The organism is Streptomyces sp. MZ04, from assembly GCF_004684775.1.
Classification (GTDB): Bacteria; Actinomycetota; Actinomycetes; order Streptomycetales; family Streptomycetaceae; genus Streptomyces.
On the sequence record NZ_SRIC01000010.1, the window covers coordinates 56,524 to 72,864 of the forward strand.

Consider the following 16,341-nt stretch of genomic DNA (forward strand, 5'->3'; position numbering starts at 1 on the left):
GTGTCTGTGCGTGCGATGCCGTCCGGCACTCACGTGCGGGACGGATGAGGAGGCCGGGGCCGCTCACCCCCGTGGAGCGGTCCCGGCCGGTCTCTGTCGGCTCTTGAGAGAGCAGCTCAGCTCTTGAGAGAGCCGTTCAGTTCGGCGATCGGCATGTCGGCAAGACCCAACTGGCCTGCCTTGTCGAGCAGTTCACGCAGCTGCCCGGCCTGCGCGCCGCCGCCCTTCATGAGCTTCATCAGGAGCGCGGAGACAGTGAGGTTCTGTACGTCGGACGTGGACACGGAGCCCAGCAGCCGGGACAGGTCGTCGGTGAAGCTCGCGGTGCCGTCCAGCCACGGCCCCGCAAGGGCCTGCGCCGTCTCGGAGTTCTGCATGAATCCGTCGACGCTCTTGCCGAGCGAGATCGACGACATCAGGCGGTCGAAGAAGACGGACTCGCCGCCGACGATGCTGATGTCCGCGTTCTCCAGGCCGGTGGCCAGGACCGTGGCCTGCGCCTCGGCGACCTGCCGCTGCACTTCGATGCCCGCCAGGCGGATGTCCTTCTCCGCCTCCAGGCGCAGCCGGTACTCCTCGTGGGTGCGGGACGCCTCGTCCAGCGCCGCCATCGCCGCGGCCTTCTCGGTCAGCCCCGCGGCCTCGGCCTTCAACTTGGCCTCCACGCCCTCGGCCTCCGCGCGCATCCGGGCCTCGGTCGCCTCGGCCTCCGCACGGCCCGCCTTCTCGATGGCGCCGGCCTCCTTCTCGCGGACCTGCACGGCCGCGAGTCCCTGCGCGGCACACTCGGCCTGCACGCCCTCGGCGATCCGCAGCTTGGCCTGCGCGTCCAGATCGGAAGCCTTCAGCCGGGCCTCGGCCAAGGTGATCTCCTCGGCGGCGCGGTGCGTGGCCGCCTGCTCGGCGGCCTCCGCCGCCTTGATGCTCTTGACCAGGCCCTCCTGCGCCTCCGCCTCGGCGGCGATGATCACGGCCTGGCGCCCGCGCTCGGCCTCCTCCACGGCCCGCAGCTTCTTGATGGACTCCTCCTGCTCGGCGACCGTGCGGTCCACGGCCACCCGCTCGCGGACGACCTCGGCGATCTCCCGCTTCTCCGCCTCGACCTCTTTCTCCGCGGCGATACGCGTCAGCTCCGTCTCCCGTTCCCGGGCGATGACTTCGAGCAGGCGGTCCTTCTCGATGCGCTCGTTCTCGATGGCGATGACCCGCTCGCGGTTCTTCTGCGCCACGGCGACCTCACGGGCCTGGTTCTCCCGCTGCACGCCGAGCTTCTCCTCGGTGAGGAGGAAGGCGCCTTGCGACCGCAGCCGCTCCTCTTCCACCACCCGTGCCGTCTCGGCCTCCTCACGGGCCCGTACGGTGTCGACCTCGCGCTTCTGCTTGATCTCGGCGTCCGCCTGGCGCCGCTCCAGTTCGAGGATGGCCTCGCGGGCGTCGACGTTCTGCCGGGTGATCTCCTTCTCCTCGTGCCGCGTGTACTCATTGGTGCGTACGTGCTCCACGGCCGTCAGCTCGGTGATCTTCCGGATGCCCTGTGCGTCCAGGATGTTGGACGGGTCCAGCTGGTTCAGCGGCGTCTGCTCCAGATAGTCGATCGCCGCGTCCTCCAGGCTGTAGCCGTTCAGATCGGTGCCGATGACCTGGATGATGCGGTCGCGCAGTTCGTCACGCTTGGTGTAGAGATCGGCGAAGTCCATCTGCTTGCCGACCGTCTTCAGGGCTTCGGAGAACTTCGCGTTGAACAGCTCCTGCAACGTGTTCTGATCACTCGCCCGCGCCGTGCCGATGGCCTGCGCGACCCGAATCACGTCCTCCGTCGTCTTGTTGACGCGTACGAAGAACGAGATCCGGATGTCCGCGCGGATGTTGTCCCGGCAGATCAGACCGTCCCGACCGGTCCGCATGATGTCGATGGTCTTCACCGAGATGTCCATCACCTCGGCCTTGTGCAGCACGGGCAGCACAACCTGCCCGGTGAAGGTCACATCGACCTTCCGCATCTTGGAGACGATCAGCGCCTTGCCCTGCTCCACCTTCCGGAACAGTCGGGTGACCGTGAACAACAACGCGACGACGATGATCAGGACAGCGGCGACGGACACGCCGATGCCCAGAGTGATGGCATCCATGTGAAGTCCTAGGGCTTGCGGGCGCGTTGGCGCCCCGGAGAATTGAGGATGGGCGAGAGCCCGAGTCAGTGATCGGCGTGCGGATCCGGGCCGAGCGCCGCCTCGTAGGGCGCGACCCAGAAGAATTCGCCGGTGTCGTCGTAGGCGTACAGCAAAGCACTGCTGCCCGCGCCCAACGCGGCCTCACCGGCCTGCGGATCCTGTCTGACCTGGACGACAGCGGTGGAGCCGTCCTGGGCTGCGACCTCGGCCTGACCGAATCGCGTGTCCACCCGCCCCGTGCGGATGACGCAGACCGATCCGATGAAGTCGAGGCGGGACGGCCCGGGTTCGTCGGGAAAGAGCTTGGCCAACAGCCGTACGACGTATCGCGTCACGCGCCAGGCGACCAGCAGGGCGACAAGGAGCAGAACGACAGTCACCGCGGCCTGCTCGAGCCCCGTCAGGCCGGCCCGCCCGAGCAGCACCGAACCGGTCAGGCTGGTCAGCCAGCCCGCCACCGTCATCAGTGACACCGCTACGGCGACCGGCACTCCACCGAGCCCCGCCACGTCGACATCCACGTCCGAGTCAAAGCTGTCCGCTTCGGCCCCGCCGAACATGACGAGCAGCCAGAAACCGAGGACGACCCCCAGGGCGGAGGTGAAGAGAACGGTCGGAAAACCCGTTGCAGCATCGAAGAACTCCCGCACCCGTCGCCCCCCTCACGCTTCTGCAGCTCCGGCCCCGATGCCGGATTCCGCTTCCGGAACCCGGCATCGGGGCCAGGCCCCCGTTTCTGCCGTGTCCATCCTGGCCGAGGACTCCTCTGCTGCGCACTGCCGGGTTCCGGCAGTCTTTACGCGCTATTGATGCCGAGTGCTCGATCATTTGCAGGCCGAAGGGTCGGCGAAGGACGGCGGCTCCCGTAACCAGTAGGAGCAGGATTACGCCCAATACCCGATATAGCCGTACATCCTTGGGTTTATCCGGTGAATCAGGCGTAGCGTGGCGGCCAGGTGTGCCGGGAAGCCTGGTCGGCGGTCCTGTTCTGCTGCCCTTTGGAGCCCGGATGCCCCGCTTCCGCCCTCGCCTTCCCGGACGGTCCCGGCCGAAGCAGGGGCGGCGACGCGAAGTAGTCCGGCGGAGGAGTGAGAAGCAGTGCCATAGCCATGCGTCTCAGTCCGCCCGTAGCGTCAAGCGAAGCGGATGCAGCACGCCAACTCCCGGGCCGAGGCAGGAGGCTCTCGCGGGCGGCACACGCCAAGGTCACCTCAGCGGCCGACATCATGCCGGGTTCCGGCAACATCCATGCCGCCCTCGTGCGCATCAAGAACCTGTTAGTGCCGCGTAAAGAACGTGTAGGGTTCCCCACGGTGTGCCGGGAAGCCTGGTCGGCGTCTTGAGACAAGTCTCTTCGCTGATCGGGGAATTCCGCCCATGGTGCTCATCGTCGTCTTCGGAGTCGCACTGCTGGTCGCGGTGCTGTTGTCCGGCCTCGCGGCCCGCACCGTACTCTCCACCTCCTTCCTCTTCCTCGTCGGCGGCGCGCTCGTCAGCGACGGATTCCTCGGTCTGATCCACATCACGCCGGACAGCGAGATCGTGTCCGTGACGGCCGACCTCGCTCTGTTCGCGGTGCTGTTCACCGACGGCATGCACGTCTCCTTCCCCAAGCTCCGCGCCAACTGGAAGAACCCGGCGCGCGCCCTGGGGCTCGGCATGCCACTCGCCTTCGTCGGCATGTCGCTGATCGCCCACTACCTGGTCGGCCTGGACTGGACGACGTCCTTCCTGGTCGGCGCGGTCCTCGCGCCCACCGACCCGGTGTTCGCCTCGGCCATCGTGGGCCGCAAGGAAGTCCCCTCCAAGCTGCGGCAGCTGCTGAACGTGGAGAGCGGCATCAACGACGGCCTCGCGCTGCCCGTCGTCCTCGTCCTCATCGCCGCGGCCGGCCCCACCTCCGGACACGCCGAGTCCTCCCTGGCGAAGATCGGTCTGGAGCTGCTGCTCGGTCTGGTCTTCGGCGTGGTTCTGCCGATGGCCGTCATCGCACTCGTCCGCTTCCGCCACCTGGGCGCCGAGCCGAAACTGCAGCCGCTGCTCCCGCTGGCGATCGGTGTGATCCTCTACGCTCTGTGCCACCTCACCCACGCCAACCCCTACCTGGCGGCATTCTCGGCGGGCGCAGTTCTCACCGCCCGCTCGATCGAGGCCAAGGAGTCCTTCGAGCCGCTGGGCGAGGCACTGGCCGAACTGGCCAAGTTCGCCGCCCTGCTGGTGTTCGGCGCGCTGCTCACGCCGCGCCTCTTCGGTGATCTGTCCTTCGGCGGGTACGTGGCCGTGGTCCTGGCCATCGTGCTGATCCGGCCCGCCTCGCTGCTGCTCTCGTTGCTGGGGACCCGCTTCACCCGCCAGGAGAAGCTGGTCGCCGCCTGGTTCGGGCCCAAGGGCTTCGCCTCCGTCGTCTACGGGCTGCTCGTGCTCCAGGCCGGGCTCCCCCAGGGCGAGGAGGCTTACACCCTTATCGCCGTGTGCATCGCCTTCTCGATCGTGGCCCACAGCAGCACCGACGTACCCATCGCCAAGCTCTTCCACGTCGACGAGCTCACCGACACCGAAGTGCCCGCCGCCCGGACCGGCGTTGGCACGCGCACGGAGGAGCCCGGCCGTGTAGGAACGTGAGCCCGTCCGCCCGTATGCCGGCGTGACCGCCGACATACCCAGGCTGTTGGGTGTGACCAGGTGAAGCGCTGCAGGAACTCATCATCGGAGAATCGTGAACGACTGGCACAGCTTGGCAGCTATCGCCGTCTTTGTCGGCGCCTATGCGCTGATCATCAGCGAGAAGATCCACCGCGTGGCTGCCGCGCTCGGCGGCGCGGCCCTGATGCTGGCGATCGGCGCGACCGACGACAAGTCGGCCTTCTACTCCGAACATTCCGGAATCGACTGGAACGTCATCTTCCTGCTGATGGGCATGATGATGATCGTCGGCGTGCTGAAGAGGACCGGCATGTTCGAGTACCTGGCCATCTGGGCGGTCAAACGAGCCCGGGCCAAGCCCTTCCGGGTGATGGTGATGCTCATCGTCATCACCGCCATGGCCTCGGCCCTGCTCGACAACGTCACCACCGTCCTGCTGATCGCCCCCGTCACCTTCCTGGTCTGCGAGCGCCTGGCACTGCCCGTCGCGCCGTTCCTCATCGCCGAGGTCTTCGCGTCGAACATCGGCGGCACGGCGACCCTGGTCGGCGACCCGCCCAACATCATCATCGCCAGCCGCGCCGGGCTCACCTTCAACGACTTCCTGGTCCACCTCGCTCCGCTCTCCGCGATGCTGGTGGTCGTACTCATCGCGCTCTGCCGCTTCCTCTTCCGCAAGTCCTTCGTGTACGACGAAGACCGCGCCGAGGAAGTCATGGCGCTGGAGGAACGAGAGGCCATCAAGAATCCCCGGCTGCTCGTCCAGGGCCTGATCGTGCTCGGCCTGGTCGTCGTCGGCTTCGTGCTGCACCCGGTGCTGCACTACGCGCCCAGCGTCGTCGCCCTGCTCGGCGCCGGGCTGCTCATCGGCATCTCCACCGTCGAGACCGGCGAGGTCCTCGGCGAGGTCGAGTGGCCCACCCTCGCCTTCTTCGCCGGGCTCTTCATCATGATCGGCGGACTCATCGAGACCGGCGTCATCGGCGAGATCTCCAACGCCCTCGCGGACGCGATCGGCGACAGCGAACTGGGCGGCTCCATGCTGCTGTTGGGGGCGTCCGCCGTCCTGTCGGGCATCGTCGACAACATTCCCTACGTCGCCACCATGGCGCCCATCACCAGTGACCTGGTCGAGTCCATGGGCGGCTCCGGCACCCACGTGATGTGGTGGGCGCTGGCCATCGGCGCCGACCTGGGCGGCAACGCCACCGCGATCGGCGCAAGCGCCAACGTCGTCGTCCTCGGCATCGCCGAACGCAACCGACAGCCCATCAGCTTCTGGCAGTTCACCAAGTACGGACTCGTCGTCACCGCCGTCACCGTGACGATCTCGGCCGGGTACGTGTGGCTGCGCTACTTCGCCCTGGCTTAGCGGAAAGGCAATGCGATGAGCCACGGGAACCAGCGAGCACCCCACCGTGCTCCACGTGATGTGTCCTCCCTTCCCCAACAGATGCAACAGTCCCCGCCGGCCGGCCACATGATCGTGTGCGGCGACGACGCCCTGGCCGAACGGCTGGCCGCTGAGCTGCAGGCGGTCTACCGCGAGACCGTCACGGTCGTCGTCCCCTCCGCCCAGGCGGGGGACACGGCGCGGGGCGGTTCTGCGGGCCGGGCGGCCGCCGCCCTCCTGGGCCGGATGCAGGCCGTCATGGGCCGGTCGGCCCGCGCCTCCCCCGACGGGGACGCACAGGCGCCGCGGGTCCTGGAAGCCCCGGAGCCCGACGAGCCGACCCTCGTCGAGGCCGGTGTGCGCGAGGCAGCCGCGCTCGCGCTCGTCTACGACGACGATGAGACGAACATCCACGCCGCGCTGGCCGCCCGCCGTCTCAACCCCCGCCTGCGCCTGGTCATCCGGCTCTACAACCGCAAGCTCGGCCAGCACTTGGAGGAACTGCTCGACCAGGCCGCGGCGGTGACCGCGCCCGGACTCGACCGGACAGCGCTCGACACGTCCACCACCGTCCTGTCCGACGCCGACACCGCCGCCCCCGCACTGGCCGCCACCGCCGTCGCCGGGACCAGCAAGGTCGTCCAGGCCGACGGACTGCTCCTCCGCGCCGCGGAACGCACCCCGCCCGGCCGTGGCCAGGTCGCCGACCCCGGCCTGTGCACCCTGGCCCTGCTGTCGGCCACCACCAACGACCCGGCGGGAGCGGAAGGTTCGGACGCCAGCGGTCAAGGCGAGGGACCGCTCCTGCTGCCCGACGACCGCACAGTGGCCGCCGCCACCGGCCGGGGCACCATCGTCCTGGAAACCGTCACCCACGCCGGCCCCGCACTGCCGCCCGGCCGCCTCGCGGGCCGCGGCATCCCGTTCGGCTCCCTGTTCTCCGCCCGGCTGCGCTGGTCACTGGCCGGGCTCGCGGCCTGCGTCCTCGGCCTGGCGGTGGCGAACTGGCTGACGGTCCCCCACACACATCCCCTGCACGCCGGCTACCTCACGTTGCTCGACCTCTTCGCCATCGACGACCCCGCCCTCGGCCAGCCCACGTCCCGCCAGATCCTCCAACTCCTGTCCGGACTGGCCGGGTTGCTGCTCCTGCCCGTGCTCCTCGCCGCCGTCCTGGAAGCCCTCGGCACCTTCCGCAGCGCGGCCGCCCTGCGCCGCCCGCCGCGCGGGCTCTCGGGCCATGTCGTCCTGCTCGGACTGGGCAAGGTCGGCACCCGCGTCCTGGCCCGGCTGCGCGAACTCGGCATCCCCGTGGTGTGCGTCGAAGAGGACCCCGAAGCGCGCGGCATCCCGCTCGCCCGCCGCCTGCGCGTACCCACCGTCATCGGCGACGTCACCGACGAAGGCGTACTGGAAGCGGCCAAGATCCACCGCGCCCACGCCCTGCTCGCCCTGACCAGCAGCGACACCACCAACCTCGAAGCGGCCCTGTACGCCCGCTCCGTCAAACCCGACCTGCGCGTGGCCCTGCGCCTGTACGACGACGCGTTCGCCACCGCCGTCTACCGCACCCTGCGCGCCGCCCACCCCCAGGCCCTCACCCGCAGCCGCAGCGTCTCCACCCTCGCCGCTCCCGCGTTCGCCGGGGCGATGATGGGCCGCCAGGTGCTCGGCGCGATCCCCGTCGAGCGCCGGGTGCTGCTCTTCGCAGCCCTCGACGTCGCCGGCCACCCCCAGCTCGAAGGCCGTACCATCGCCGAATCCTTCCGGGCCGGGTCCTGGCGCGTCATCGCCCTGGACTCGGCCGCACCGGACGAGCGTCTGCCCGACCTGGCGGCCGCGCCCGCCGACGATGGCACCGAACACCCCGCGGGCCTGGTCTGGGACCTTCACCCCGGCTACGTACTGCGCCCCCAGGACCGCGTCGTCCTGGCTGCCACCCGCCAGGGCCTGGCCGAACTCCTCGGACGACGGCCCCGGACCCGGGCGCACACACCAGAGACGTAGGAACATCCCTCCACCACCCCCGTCCCGTTAAGATCGGCGCAGGTGAGCCGGGAAGTCTGGTCGGCAGATGCCCACCCCTGCCCCGCACCGGAGCCCGTAGATGTCGCCTGCCCACCCCTGCCTCGGCCAAGGCACACCTCTGCCATACCCGACCAAGGGACGTATCACGTCATGAACTGGGCCGTGCTGAGCGTCGGCGCTCTCGTTGTGTTCCTGCCGAGGTAGGTCTGCTGGCCGGATGGATCGTCTATGACCTCAAGCGTGGCCCTATGCCCGGTTCCCGGAAGTGAGGCTCAAGTGGGCACATCTCCACGGTCCGCGGCGGGCCGAGGCGTATGTTTCCCGTCAAGAGCCTCGCCCACGTCCTGAATGCGTACGACGCTGGGCACGAGGACGTATCGGGCAAGTGCACAGACGAGGAGCCGGTCATGCGCGCTCGCGACCTGGCAGGGGAGTACGAGTCGGTGAGCCTGGACAGTGACGCGACGGAGGCGGCCCGGCTGATGGCCGAGCACCGGCTTCCTGCCCTCCTGGTGCTCGACGAGCAGGGCGAGCCGAAGGCCATCCTGCCCGCCTCCCAGATGGTCAAGGTCCTCGTCCCTGCCTACGTGATCGAGGACCCGACGCTCGCCGCCGTCGTCGACGAGAAACACGCCGACAGGCTGTGCCAGGCCCTCGTCGGCCGCACCGTCGGAGACTGCCTCTCCAGCAAGGCCGTAAAGCCCCCGATCGCGGACCCCGACGACACGGCCCTGGAAGTCGCCGCGCTGATGGCACTGGTCCGCAGCCCCTTGGTCGCCGTCGTTGAGAAGGCCAAGGACGGCAGACATCTGCTCGGCGTCATCACGGCATCACATCTGCTCCACGAACTCCTCGGAGCGTCAGGGAAGTTGGATCCCCCATCCTGATCCTGAAGGCCAAGGAGAGGCCGACGGGGCCGGAGTGGAAGGTCGTGTCGAACTGAGCGCGCTCGGGCTGGTCGGTGGAGTCATAGCGTCCCTAGAACTCCTGGCCACCCTGAGTACCGGCGATTGAGCGGCGTACGCGCCCCCGTCAGATCGCATTTCACCTGCCTAAACGTGTTGCACAGGCATGGCGAACGGGCCCGTCCACACCAAGGCGTCAGGTGTGTACGGGCCCGCTCAGGAGCCGGGCCGCGGGGGCGGTCAGACGGTGGTCTTCACCGACTCCTGGTCTTCGTGGTCCTGGTCACCGACTTTGCGAGCGCGGACGAACTCCAGGAAGGAGTTCAGCTCGCGCTTGACGACCGGGGCCAGGAGGTACAGGCCGATGATGTTGATGACGGCGAGCATGAAGAGCACGGCGTCGGCCATGTCGATCAGGGTCTGCAGCGTCAGGAGCGATCCGGCGATCGCGAACAGGGTGTAGACGACCTTGTACGTCAGCTCGCTGGCCTTGCTGCGGCCGAAGAGGTGAGTCCACGCCTTGAGGCCGTAGTAGCCCCACGTCAGCACGGTGGAGACGGCGAACAGCATCACCGCGATGGTGAGGATGTACGGGAACCAGGGCATGACCGTGCCGAACGCGTCCGACGTGATGGTGACACCGCCGATGGAGTCCGGGTCCTTGCGGGCCGCGGCCCAGCTGGCGGGGTTGGCGATGACGATGGTCAGCGCGGTCATCGTGCAGATGACGACGGTGTCGATGAACGGCTCAAGGAGCGCGACCAGGCCCTCGCTGGCGGGGTGCTTGGTCTTGACCGCGGAGTGGGCGATCGGCGCGGAACCCAGGCCGGCCTCGTTGGAGAAGGCGGCCCGCTTGAACCCGATGATCAGCGCACCGAGGACACCACCGGCGACACCCTCGGGGTTGAAGGCGCCCTCGATGATCGTGGCGACCGCGGCCGGGAGTTCGGTGACGTGGACCAGGATGACGACCAGGCAGGCCGCGATGTAGATGCCGGCCATGGCGGGCACGAGCCTGCTGGTGACGCTGGCGATCGAGCGGATGCCGCCGAGGAGCACGATGCCGACGAGCGCGGCGATGAGGACGCCGAAGAAGAGGGCGCCTGCGGAGGAGCCCATCAGGCCGCCCTCGCCGCCGGTGACGGAGACCAGCTGAGCGTAGGACTGGTTGACCTGGAAGAGGTTGCCGCCGAAGAGGCCGAAGAACAGGATCATGAAGGAGGCGAGCACCCCGAGCACCTTGCCGAGGGTCTTGCCGTTCTTGCCGAAGCGGTCAGCCAGGCCCTTGGGCAGGTAGTGCATCGGGCCACCGGAGACGGTGCCATCGGCGTGCACCTCGCGGTACTTCACGCCCAGGGTGACCTCGACGAACTTGGTGGCCATGCCCAGCAGGCCGCACAAGATCATCCAGAAGGTGGCACCGGGGCCGCCGATGGAGACGGCGACGGCCACGCCGGCGATGTTGCCCAGACCGACGGTGCCCGAGACGGCGGCGGTCAGCGCCTGGAAGTGGTTGACCTCACCGGCCGACCCCTTCTCGTCGTACTTCCCACGCACCACGTCAACGGCGAGTTTGAACTTCCTGGCCTGCACAAGACCGAACCAGGCGGTAAAGACCAGACCAGCCACGACGAGCCAGGCAACGATGAGGGGCAGTTCCGTACCGGCGACGGGGACGGAGTAGAAGACGACTTCCCCGAGCCAGGTGGCTATGGGCTCGAAGAATCCGCTGACGGCCTCGTCAACGGAGTTGGTGATGGAGTCGAGTGACACGGTGACTACCTCGATGGCGCAGGACCGGCGCTGGAGTTGCGCCAGAAAGATGTGCGCGTCACATGACCATGCGTAATGTTCGAAAGTCCCAGCGCACGAAACCAGACCGTTATTCAGACCGCCTGATCCGTTCAGCGGACACCTATCCCCGGCGATGCCGCGTGGACCCACGCCAAGCCGTGACCCGCCCATCCGCCTCAAGACGCCCCCGGGGCGCTCGCCACCTACGGGCGGGGCCTACGCCACCATGGCGCGATGGCACCCGGGGCACGTCGGAAACCATGGACGGCACGGCACAGCGGAAGATCGACCGGATCGTCGAGGCGATGCGCCACGAGTACTACCGCTTCCATCCGGTTCGGCGCATCGTCCCCGCCATGGCTGCCGCGCTCTCTGCAGCGCCGCAAGGCGAAGCGCCTCCTCGGCCCTGGCCAACATCTATGTGCACGAGCTGGATGAGTTCGTCGAGCCATTCGCCGCTTCAGCTTCGGGATGTAGGCGTGGGTACGCCCCACCACGCGGGCGTCCTGGCCACCGTAAGTCGGCACAAGCCTGTGGGCAGGGATCAACCGTCGAGTGCCCACACCCGTACAGATGCATCGCGGCGCCCCACCGTGACGGCGACGGGCCGACCGTTCAGCTCGGTGAACTGAACGCCGAGCGCGCCGCCGCCCTCGTGCGCGGCGACCGGACTGCCCAGTGCGTGGCCTCGTTCCAGGTCCCACGCGCGTAGCGTGCTGGTGAAGCCGGGGGCGGGGTAGGGGTCGCAGGTGCAAGTGACGGCGATCGGAGGGCCATCCGCAGCGCCGACGGCCACCATGATGTCGCTTTCCTCTTCGAGTGGTTCGCTCCCGGCGAACGGCTCGCCCCACTCGCCGCGGTCGATGTCCACCGGGACAAGGCTGCCGAATGCACCGGCGGCGACCACGAGAGGGCGGCCACCCACGTGCGCCAGAGCGAACGACGTCAGCCTCTCCTCGCCGTCCTCAGTTTCCAGCTCGTCGTCGAACTTCACGAAGGGCAGACCTACGTCGAGATCCCACACTCCGTTGCAGCCATAGTCTCCGTCGTAGGCCACCAGCACCGGCCGGCCATCGAGCACCCCCGGCGCTGTGCCGCGGTCGTACCTGACGTTGTGTTCCTTGGCAGGATGCCCGGTGCCGCTGTCGGCGGCGTCCCACACGGCCACGGCCTCGTTCGCGGGGGAGGTGAGAAACAGTGACCGGCCGGGAAGTTCCAGCGTGCCGACCGTGTCCACACTGAAGTAGTGGTAGTCCGCGAAGCCGCGGACCGCACCGCTGTCGAGATCCCACTGCGCGAACCCCTGGTACTTCGAGCCTCCGCCGACCACGATCCGCCCGTCCACGACCAGGGCCCCCAGCGCGGACAGCGCGGCGGGACTCTCCGATCCGTACCCCGGCGGCCACGGAGGGCTGTCAAGGCGGTGCACCGCCCACCGGTCCCGCAGCGGGTCCCAGGTGCACACCCCATCCGGATGGGTGCCTACCAGGAGTGGGCCCGTGCTGGTGGTGACGAGGTCGAAGTCTTCAAGGCGGCCGAAGGGTATCTCGGCGGTCTGGACCAGGGAGAGTTCTGCCATGGTCGGCAAGCCTAGACGTGCCATGGGTTGAGGACATCCTCAAGCGGGTGGAACCGCACGCGTTCTTGTTCAAGTCGCACGTTCGGGCCGAACTCGCCGTCTACGAGGCCGACATAGACAACCGGCTGCGTGTGCGCGAAGGTCCGGCCGCATCGAATCGCGACAGCCCAATCGTGTTCGGCCAGGATTCACCGACGTCCTGACGCTGCGATCGGCGTAGAACGGGCAAGCCGCTTCCCTCTCTTCGGAATGCCCCGCACGCCTCGCCGCGTTCCCCTTGACCCGGCACCAAGGAGGACCGCCGTGTCCGAACCAGACCACCCCGATCCCACCGAAATCCAGGTCTACTGGCGGCCCGGTTGCCCCTTCTGCGCTCGGCTGCGCCGGGGTATGCGCCGAACCGGTCTGGGTTACAAAGAGATCGACATCTGGCAGGACAAGTCCGCTGCGGCGTTCGTCCGTTCCGTCAACCAGGGCGACGAGACGGTGCCCACGGTCTCCGTGGCCGGGCACACGCTGACCAACCCCAGCGTCCGCCAAGTCCTCGACCTCGTACGGCAGCATGCCCCACAGCTGCTGCCCGACCCCCATACGGTCCCCGCCCGGCGCCGGCTGTGGCCCTGGCAGCGGACCACCTGACCCCATCCCCATCCTCATCCTCGCGCGACATCAGGAGCTCTTGTGTCCGATCCCGACCGCCACTTCGATGACCTGCGGGCCCTGTTCATCAACGCGACCCTCAAACCGTCGCCCGAGCAGAGCCACACCCAGGGCCTGATCGACATCTCCCGGAAGGTCATGGAGCAGCAGGGCGTACGGGTCGACGAGATCCGCGCCGTCGACCACGACCTCGCCCCCGGCGTCTACCCGGACATGACCGAGCACGGGGCCGCGAGCGACGAGTGGCCGGTGCTCTACAGCCGGGTGATGGACGCGGACATCCTGGTCCTCGCCGGACCGATCTGGCTCGGCGACAACAGCTCGGTGATGAAGCAGGTCATCGAGCGGCTCTACTCCTGCTCCGGCCTCCTCAACGACCAGGGCCAGTACGCCTATTACGGACGGGTCGGCGGCTGTCTGATCACTGGCAACGAGGACGGCGCCAAACACTGCGCCATGAACGTCCTGTACTCGCTCCAGCATCTGGGGTACTCCATCCCGCCGCAGGCCGATGCCGCCTGGGTCGGCGAGGCCGGTCCCGGACCGTCCTATCTGGACCCCGGCTCGGGGGGTCCGGAGAACGACTTCACCAACCGCAATACGACGTTCATGACCTGGAACCTCCTGCACCTGGCCCGGCTGCTCAAGGACGCGGGCGGGTTCCCCGCGTACGGCAATCAGCGCTCCCAGTGGGACGCGGGCTGCCGCTTCGACTTCCCCAACCCTGACTACCGCTGATCGACCCTCCGGATCACGTCTGCGCTCATTGCCGACCCGCGCCGTCACCGCCGAGGTGCGGTCGTATCGGTTGCGCGTCGCAGGAGGACCGCGGTGAATTGCTGAGAGGTTCCCCCTGGCGTCAGGTGGTCCTCCCCTGTCGTGTCGACGAGCTCAAGCCAGGGAACTGGTCGGCGAGTTCGGCGTGGGTGTAGCGGACGATCGGCAGGCCGCTGCACATAGTGGGCCGTCCGGGCCGAACGTCGCCACCCAGCCCCTATGAGCGGGGTCCTGGCCGAGCTCGATCATCTGCCGAGTCCGGACCGCCACCGGCGCCGTTCCCCTGGTCCCTCCTACGACCGCGGCGAATGCATGCGGCAGGAGCCCGCCCAACTGCTGTTCCCGTCGATGCTATGCGGGCGCGGATCGGGGCTGCCTGGGCGCTGCTGACCGGTGTGACGGTGGGCGGGTGGCGGATCGGGCCGGGCCGGTCGTTCCGGTGTGGGCCGCGCGGCCGCCGCCGCGCAGAGCCGTGCTCGCGGATGTCGTGGTGCGGCGGGGTCCTCCGCCGCTGGGTGTGTAACCCGCGGATCTCATCAACCGACCCCCTGCCGGGGCGGCAGTGCGCCCGTGTCTCCGGGCGTGCGCCGTGCCGTGCTGCCTCACACCCGGAGACATCCATGTCCCGTATCACCCGTGCCCGCAGGCACACCCGCGCCCTTGCCGTCGCGGGGCGCCTCGGTCGGACACCCCCTGTCCGACCGAGGCTCAGTCGTGCGGCGCCTGCCCGCTCACCCGGTGGTCGGCATGGCTGAGCGCCTCCATGACCAGGCGCCTCAAGTGGCCGTCGGTCAGGCGGTAGTGGACGTGGCGGCCCTCGCGGCGGGTTTCGACGAGTCCGGCGAGGCGGAGTTTCGCCAGGTGCTGGCTGACCGCCGTGCGGGAGGCGGCGCAGCGCTCGGCCAACGAGCCGACGTCCGACTCGCCCTCGCCCGGCTCCCCCGGTTCTTCCAGCCCCTCCAGCGCGAGCAGCCACAGCAGATGCAGCCGCGTCGGGTCCGAGAGCAGCGCGAACACCCGGGTCGCCTCGGTGAGACGGGCGGTGTCGGGTTCGCGCAGATGCGCATCAGGTGCAGCTGGGACGGGCTCGCGTTCGGGCATGTGCCCAGCCTAGAGCCGGGCACCCGGCAGGATGGGGCGCCTCGAACTTTCATGTGCGCAGATGCGCACATGATGTGTACTCTGGCAAGGCAGTCGACACCCGAACGGGGGCCCGCCGCATGTTGTCCGTCCTGCGCGACCGCACGTACCGCCACCTGTTCACCGCCCAGGTCGTCGCCCTCACCGGCACCGGTCTGGCGACGGTGGCGCTCAGCCTGCTCGCGTACGACATCGCGGGCGACAGCGCCGGTGAGGTGCTCGGCACCGCGCTGGCGATCAAGATGGCGGCGTACGTGCTCATCGCCCCCGCGATCGGCGCGTTCGCCGACCGGCTGCCGCGCCGCACGCTGATGGTGGGCGCCGATCTGATCCGGGCGGGGGTCGCACTGTGTCTGCCGTTCGTCGGGCAGATCTGGCAGGTCTACGTCCTGATCTTCCTGCTCCAGTCCGCCTCGGCGGCGTTCACCCCGGCCTTCCAGGCGGTCATCCCCGACGTGCTGCCCGAGGAGCGCGACTACACGCGGGCGCTGTCGCTCTCGCGGCTCGCGTACGACCTGGAAAGCCTGTTCAGTCCCGCGCTCGCCGGTCTGCTGCTGACCGTGATGACGTACAACTGGCTGTTCACCGGCACGATGGTCGGCTTCCTCGGGTCGGCGGCGCTTGTCGTCTCCGTCGCGCTGCCGAAGCCTGTCGCCGCCACCGCCGGGCCACGCACCGGTTCCGTCTACGCCAAGGCCACCGCGGGCAGTCGGCTCTTCTTCCGACTGCCGCAGCTGCGTGCCCTGTTGGCGCTGAATCTCGCGGTCGCGGCGGCCAGCGCCATGGTGACCGTGAACTCCGTGGTGTACGTCCAGGGGGTCTTCGGCCTGTCCGCCGGGTCGGTGTCGCTCGCGCTGGGGATGTACGGGGGCGGATCCATGGCCGTCGCGCTGGTGCTGCCTCGCATGCTTGACCGCGTACGGGACCGGACCGTGATGCTCGGCGGAGCGATGCTGCTCGTCGTCGTGTTCGCCGGGCTCGGGATCGTCACGGCCGGGACGGACGGGAGTTGGCGCTGGCCCGCGCTGCTCTTGGTCTGGGCGGCGTTCGGTGCCACGTGCTCGATGGTGCTCACCCCGACGGGGCGGCTGCTCCGGCGTTCGGCGCCGGAGCGGGAGCGTGCTCCGGCGTTCGCGGCACAGTTCTCGCTGTCGCACTCGTGCTGGCTGCTGACGTACCCGCTGGCGGGACGGCTGGGCGGGGCGGCAGGGCTCGGGCTGGCTCTTATACACATCTGACGCTGCCGACGAA

At 68.8% G+C, this 16,341-nt stretch carries 13 protein-coding genes; 8 read left to right on the top strand and 5 right to left on the bottom strand.

The annotated features are described in order from the left end of the window. Window positions 1-116 precede the first annotated feature (116 nt). Together E2651_RS04440 and E2651_RS04445 are read right to left on the bottom strand one after the other, a co-directional pair. Window positions 117-2,129 (bottom strand): SPFH domain-containing protein, encoded by a 2,013-nt coding sequence (locus E2651_RS04440; protein WP_135329644.1) that lies wholly within the window; start codon window positions 2,127-2,129, stop codon window positions 117-119. Window positions 2,130-2,194: 65 nt separating this feature from the next. Next, window positions 2,195-2,821 (bottom strand): DUF1449 family protein, encoded by a 627-nt coding sequence (locus E2651_RS04445; RefSeq protein WP_135329645.1) that lies wholly within the window; start codon window positions 2,819-2,821, stop codon window positions 2,195-2,197. A gap of 727 nt (window positions 2,822-3,548) precedes the next feature. Between E2651_RS04445 and E2651_RS04450 the strand changes: the two genes are divergently transcribed. The 4 genes from E2651_RS04450 (at window position 3,549) to E2651_RS04465 (ending at window position 9,122) form a co-directional block, all read left to right on the top strand. Beyond that, complete coding sequence (locus E2651_RS04450; RefSeq protein ID WP_135329646.1) at window positions 3,549-4,793, top strand: cation:proton antiporter; 1,245 nt, start codon at window positions 3,549-3,551, stop codon at window positions 4,791-4,793. A gap of 94 nt (window positions 4,794-4,887) precedes the next feature. Beyond that, window positions 4,888-6,186 carry an ArsB/NhaD family transporter gene (locus E2651_RS04455; RefSeq protein ID WP_135329647.1) on the top strand — a complete coding sequence of 433 codons (1,299 nt, stop codon included), beginning with the start codon at window positions 4,888-4,890 and terminating at the stop codon, window positions 6,184-6,186. An 81-nt stretch (window positions 6,187-6,267) separates the two neighbouring features. Beyond that, on the top strand, window positions 6,268-8,214 hold the full coding sequence (locus E2651_RS04460; protein ID WP_245238568.1) for an NAD(P)-binding protein: 1,947 nt from the start codon (window positions 6,268-6,270) through the stop codon (window positions 8,212-8,214). A gap of 428 nt (window positions 8,215-8,642) precedes the next feature. Continuing rightward, window positions 8,643-9,122: a CBS domain-containing protein gene (locus E2651_RS04465; RefSeq protein WP_135329648.1), complete on the top strand. Its 480-nt coding sequence runs from the start codon at window positions 8,643-8,645 to the stop codon at window positions 9,120-9,122. Window positions 9,123-9,380: 258 nt separating this feature from the next. On the opposite strand, the gene E2651_RS04470 is transcribed toward E2651_RS04465, so the two are convergent. Together E2651_RS04470 and E2651_RS04480 are read right to left on the bottom strand one after the other, a co-directional pair. Next, a complete protein-coding gene (locus E2651_RS04470) occupies window positions 9,381-10,913 on the bottom strand; it encodes an alanine/glycine:cation symporter family protein (protein WP_135329649.1) in 1,533 nt (510 codons plus the stop codon). 565 nt (window positions 10,914-11,478) lie between these two features. Further along, a complete protein-coding gene (locus tag E2651_RS04480) occupies window positions 11,479-12,513 on the bottom strand; it encodes a hypothetical protein (RefSeq protein WP_135329650.1) in 1,035 nt (344 codons plus the stop codon). Between the two features lie 47 nt (window positions 12,514-12,560). Here E2651_RS04480 and E2651_RS43685 point away from each other — a divergent pair, with 47 nt between their 5' ends. The 3 genes from E2651_RS43685 (at window position 12,561) to E2651_RS04490 (ending at window position 13,911) form a co-directional block, all read left to right on the top strand. Then, entirely contained in the window at window positions 12,561-12,716 is a 156-nt protein-coding gene (locus E2651_RS43685) for a hypothetical protein (protein WP_167828690.1), read from the top strand. Window positions 12,717-12,816: 100 nt separating this feature from the next. After that, window positions 12,817-13,152, top strand: coding sequence for a mycoredoxin (locus E2651_RS04485; protein WP_245238569.1), 336 nt, complete (start codon window positions 12,817-12,819; stop codon window positions 13,150-13,152). Window positions 13,153-13,194: 42 nt separating this feature from the next. Then, entirely contained in the window at window positions 13,195-13,911 is a 717-nt protein-coding gene (locus tag E2651_RS04490; protein WP_135329652.1) for a flavodoxin family protein, read from the top strand. A gap of 747 nt (window positions 13,912-14,658) precedes the next feature. Here the strand turns inward: E2651_RS04490 and E2651_RS04495 are convergent. Further along, window positions 14,659-15,051: a helix-turn-helix domain-containing protein gene (locus E2651_RS04495; protein WP_135329653.1), complete on the bottom strand. Its 393-nt coding sequence runs from the start codon at window positions 15,049-15,051 to the stop codon at window positions 14,659-14,661. Between the two features lie 119 nt (window positions 15,052-15,170). Here E2651_RS04495 and E2651_RS04500 point away from each other — a divergent pair, with 119 nt between their 5' ends. Continuing rightward, complete coding sequence (locus tag E2651_RS04500; protein WP_135329654.1) at window positions 15,171-16,328, top strand: MFS transporter; 1,158 nt, start codon at window positions 15,171-15,173, stop codon at window positions 16,326-16,328. Window positions 16,329-16,341 lie beyond the last annotated feature (13 nt).